The sequence below is a fragment of the Vibrio olivae genome, from assembly GCF_042428525.1.
Lineage (GTDB): Bacteria > Pseudomonadota > Gammaproteobacteria > Enterobacterales > Vibrionaceae > Vibrio > Vibrio olivae.
This window is the reverse complement of the sequence record NZ_JBHMEP010000028.1, coordinates 1-5,225: the sequence shown is the minus strand read 5'-3', so window position 1 is coordinate 5,225 and position 5,225 is coordinate 1. Positions and strand designations below refer to the sequence as shown.

Below are 5,225 nucleotides of genomic sequence, written 5' to 3'. Positions count from 1 at the left end.
TACTATAAGTAATACGGTCAATAAATGGTGTACTGGCTGGAAATAAGCCCAACAAGAGGCACCATACGCAAGCGCAATATTCCACAAAGCCCCCACTCGCTCTATCATGTCTTTGCCTTTCATTTTATACCTTACTCGCAAAGTTAACTACTATACCATTAAGCACCTAAAACACCACGGCATGTATACCGTTCCTCGTGTCAAGACTATCAAAATGTAACCAACCCACCTTCCCTTCAAGCCGGAAAGGATATGGTAACATATCTTGATGATCCAAAATCAAGCCTCTGGCCTGTTCCGACGTCATCGACTTGACATCGAAATCCCCAGCCTTACCCAACACATGAGCGGATAGATAAACATCTTTCTTATCCTTAACTATCTGGCAGATGTTGCATCTAAGGCCTCGTTGAGAAAACTGCCCCTGCTTGTCCCAATTATTACAATACATAGGCTGTTTGATTATATCCCTCCGCAATATAAGAAGATTATGGAGAAAAGCAGTATCAAGAAACTGCCACGATCTGTCCTTCCACTTATTGTATGTATGAGGACATACCAATTCCACTATATCAAAATACGAACCTAGTTCTTTTATAATATCATTTCTATTCATGTTATCCATTTTTAAAATAATGTAAAATAATAATACCACGATAACCTGATCCTCCTCGACCGCTCGTAGCCCCACTATTAGAAGCTTTAGAGGCTCCCCCTCCACCACCACCATAATAAGTGGCATTACCTCCATTTTCGCCATTAATAATAACACCCTCAGTATCCTCAGCTCCAGCCCCATCACCTCCTCCGTGATTGCCACCTTTACCTCCGGATAAAAAGCCTTTATCCCATCCTCTTGTATAAGCTCCCGATCCACCACCAGCGCCCATAGGATAAGGATAACGATCAGGATACTTATTATTAAAAACATATGATCCATCTTGCCCTGGATTTCCCCGGGAAGGATCATGACCATCCCCTTCAACTCCATATCCGCCTCTTCCACCTTTACCGGCAATAGCCTGATATATACCGAATATACTATCACCACCTATATCTCCGACAACCACCCTATATGTAACACCTGGATTTACGGATATAGTCCCAGTCAGTACACCACCTCCGTTACCGCCACTCCCGGCATTATATATATCGGAATATCCTCCATTAAGACCTCCGGCGACCAACGCGAACTCAACCTCATAGACCCCATCAGGAACCTCCCAATATCCATTATCCTGAGGGGACAGTTCCTCGAATACCTCTACTATCTTCACCTTGGGTAGCATCCTTCTTCTCATCATAAAGCAAACAGGATTTTACCCCCCCCCATTTATATTTTAAAATACTCATATTAAGCATATTATTCAGGTTTTATCGCCCATTTCTGGGCATAATTATTTTTTAATACATATATTTTCTCCATAGGCGTAGCGGGAGATCCGTTGGACTGGCCTTTCACGAATCCCTCGGGGGCCTGCTCCGTGCCGGAAGGACGCTGGTTTTCGGTTGGACTAACAGCATTATACATGTTTACCGAAAGACTATAGAACTGGTTCCTCTTCCCATCCTTAGCCACGGATGTCATAGTAATCTGATCCCATCCTACAACAAGGTCGTAGAAAGAGTTCACGAAATCATCTGATCTTTTTTGGCTATGAGTGGATGCACTCACGCTAAACCGTGTAATAGCCCTCATCTCATAAATATAATCCGGAAGCTTATCCATTCTAAGACTATTGCTATAAGCTGCAATGAAACTAGTAAGATGCTCCAATCCCCTTCCAGACATATTATCATCATTCCAACCCGTCCTCCTTCCTCCACCTACCCAGTCATCTAAAAAATAAAAATCAGTAATATTAGGATTTATCTTATCTACCTCGAAAGAAGGATGGGTGTTTATATCAAAATAATTCCACATATCAGAAGGACCAAGATGCATTCTCAACAAAGTTAATTTAGGAAGATCATTAAACTCCTTTATATACCTATCCAAATAACATGAAGATAAATCAAGGGATTGAAGATTTTTCATATTCTTTATATTCCTTATCCCGCTAGATTCTATATCCCTAAGATCAAGCATATTAAACATATTTAAATGATATACCTCTGTCTTGCTGGTTATAGCCTCAGGCATTTCAGTCATTCTTTGCCCTACACTTGAAAGCTCTATATAAATTAATTTATTAGATCTCGACAATTTATCTACCGGTATGCCATCATTAACATACATCGTATGGGATACGATCAAAAACTCAAGTCCTGGTATATCCACAATCGGGAAAGATGTCATCTTGCAAATTTGGATATTGGCATAATAAATATCACAAGTAAAATCTATCGACACAGCCCGTTGTACGTCCCTCCTCCCATCAGCGTAAGCATGATTATCTATAGGTACGTATTGCGATCCATCCTCCTTCCTGAACCACCACGTAGTATTGGGATTTTTCTTATGTTGTATTGCCAAAGAACGGAATATAATACAATAATCATCCCGCCCTTGAACCTTGGTCATAGGAAACTGCTCCTTTATTCCATCCCCCCAATCCACATTAGCCATACCGGGCTTTCTGGATCTAAACTCGACAAACGTATTATAAGAATTACCAACGACAGGATCAGGTACATAATTATAATCATCGGTATAAAAATTTCTAAGTGCCCTATCCCATGTGGTGAACCACACGAACTTGTTGGATGATGCCTCGTATTTATATAATGTCTTAGCCATTACCTATCTTGTTAAAATATTCTACAATAACATTCCTGTCCAATCCCATAGAATCACATAAATATTCCCCTTCAGGTTGACCCCCAAACGATAATACCTTATCCGTATCATGAGCTAAAACATCTCCATCGCCTACAAAGGTACGCCCATCGTCAAATACAATAAGCTTATATGGCTTATACGACCTCGTGCCAATATCAGAAGACCGTATTGACCTTAACACCGAAGCCTCTGGCGCCATATCAAACCTCCATCCGTAATTATTCATAAGCACATAAACCATCTCCATAGGAGTCGACGGAGAGCCATTAGACTGACCCTTTATAAAACCAGAAGGTGCCTGTAATACGCCACTAGGTCTTTTATCAACAGGATTGGAAGCCGAATACATAGTTAAATACAATCCATAAAACTGATTCCTTTCGCCATCAGAAGCAGAGGAGGACATAGTGAGATAATTAAACCCCATTACCTTATCATATAATGTTGATATAAACGTATCACATCGACTTTGGGTTGACACGCAGAAATGCATATAAAAGCTATTCATAGACCTCATCTCATATATATAATCCGGGAGATTACTTACATCTATATTACTATAACTATATGAAGCGTCGAGACTCTCAATGTTTTCCAACCCCTTACCACTCATATACGGATGCCAACTTACAACGGATCCATACCATCTGTTTATATGACTGAAAATTTTTAAACTAGAATTTATCCTATCCACCTCATCCATAGCCGGGCATGTATTAGGATCAAACGATGGCATAGCCACTCCCGGGGATATATATAATTCTCTTAGCTTGCTAAAAGACAGCCATTCCCTTGGATATACCCTAACCCTTCCACCAACTAAATGCAATATCTCCAAATTAGGCCACATGGAAGGGAATTTCCTTATATTGGAAGCTTCGGTATCACTAAAGTCAATAGATTTGGACAAATTCAGACCTTTCAATTTAGTTAGTCTATTCCAATCCTCCGGGATGGACGTCAACGTATCCACACCAAAATCACTTAATGTTATACGCTCTATATTTACCGATCTCATTATCCTATCCTTTGGTATATCTGTTATGGTACGATCCCCAGGAATACTTATAATTATATTGATAAGGCTAGGCATATCAAGTATAGGGAAACCTACCATCATAATCCTATAGGATTCCATCTTCGTAACATCATTGGTAAAAGACATGGATATCACACGCTCCTTATCCATGCCATCATCATAAGTATGATTAGGGACAGGGATATACTCACTCCCGTCATCCTTATAAAACCACCATGGGTGACTGTCGAGATTCTTACGATAACTTATATCCCTTCTCCTGAACATCAACCTATATCGCCCGTATATGGATTCGCTCCTATCCTTCACGAAAGGGAATTGCTCTTTATTCCCGTCACCCCAATCGACCTCACACATTCCTGGGGTCTTGGAATAAAACTGTATACTCTCATTATAATTACTACTATCCAATATAGGATCAGGCACGTCATCAGTAGTATCATTCCTGTTAACGCCCCTAAAAGCGTATTTACCCTTAGTAAAAAAGGTTATAGACCCTTTATTTGTGCCCTTACATATCAACTTCATACCTCTCCCTCCTCTATTCTTCTAAAATACTCGACAACAGGTGAACTATCAAGCCCTAGATTACTACATATATCTATAGCCTCGTATTTATCGGCAAAACTGTACTTGGACATGCTTTCATCTAACACGTCTCCGCTAAATACTGATACATGCCCATCCTTTACGCCAAGAACGAACGGGGTAATCCTGGTCTTCCCCGCCCGCCGTGCCATCGTAAGGGCGGCCTTAGAAGCCGGGGCAGGTGCCAAGATCCACGTCTGCCCGTAGTTGTTGGTAAGCACATACACCTTCTCCATAGGTGTCGTAGGATTACCATTACTAACGCCCTTGACAAATCCATCAGGAGCCTGATAAACGCCAGACGGTCTCTTATTAGTAGGATTTACGGCAGTATATAAATCTAAGGTAAGTTTATAAAACTGATTCCTGTTACCGTCAGAAGCCGTCTGTGACATCGTTATATAACTCCACGACATTATCTTATCATAAAACGTGTTAACGAACGTATCAGCCCTCTCCTGCGTATTTATAAATCTACCACTATCACGCAAATTCCATACCCTAAATTCCCTTATCTCATACAAGTAATCCGGAAGATCGTCTACCGGCACCGTACTTGAAGAACAATATGTCCGCTGAATCTTGTTCAACTTCCCTCCTACCAGATCTTGTTTCCATGAGCTACCATTACCCATAAAATAAACGCTTTCCTTATCATCCCCTACCTTATCCACCTCATCAAATACAGGTATATTATTCCTATCGCTTATAATGCTTATATCTTTTGCCGGAATAGAATTAAAAGCCGGATCATAAGAAGGGATGTTACACCAATTGAAATTAAACTCGGTAAGATTCTTCCATTCAGAGAACCTT

The 5,225-nt window shown here is 40.5% G+C and carries 4 protein-coding genes; all 4 read right to left on the bottom strand.

Features of this window, described 5'->3' with window-relative positions; genetic code table 11:
* Positions 1-617: 617 nt before the first annotated feature.
* Positions 618-1,289, bottom strand: a complete 672-nt coding sequence (locus ACFFUV_RS24080; RefSeq protein ID WP_446697922.1) for a glycine-rich domain-containing protein — start codon at positions 1,287-1,289, stop codon at positions 618-620.
* Between the two features lie 74 nt (positions 1,290-1,363).
* On the bottom strand, positions 1,364-2,740 hold the full coding sequence (locus ACFFUV_RS23125) for a leucine-rich repeat domain-containing protein (protein WP_390198224.1): 1,377 nt from the start codon (positions 2,738-2,740) through the stop codon (positions 1,364-1,366).
* A complete protein-coding gene (locus ACFFUV_RS23120; protein WP_390198221.1) occupies positions 2,733-4,349 on the bottom strand; it encodes a leucine-rich repeat domain-containing protein in 1,617 nt (538 codons plus the stop codon). The genes ACFFUV_RS23125 and ACFFUV_RS23120 overlap by 8 nt, the downstream gene beginning before the upstream one ends.
* Positions 4,346-5,225, bottom strand: an 880-nt coding sequence (locus tag ACFFUV_RS23115) for a hypothetical protein (protein ID WP_390198218.1), incomplete at its 5' end; no start/stop codon positions are given. The genes ACFFUV_RS23120 and ACFFUV_RS23115, both read right to left, overlap by 4 nt.

Coding starts and splice junctions, on each gene's coding strand:
- ACFFUV_RS24080 (WP_446697922.1), bottom strand. CDS start 1,289: ATGCTACCCAAGGTGAAGATAGTAGAGGTATTCGAGGAACTGTCCCCT.
- ACFFUV_RS23125 (WP_390198224.1), bottom strand. CDS start 2,740: ATGGCTAAGACATTATATAAATACGAGGCATCATCCAACAAGTTCGTG.
- ACFFUV_RS23120 (WP_390198221.1), bottom strand. CDS start 4,349: ATGAAGTTGATATGTAAGGGCACAAATAAAGGGTCTATAACCTTTTTT.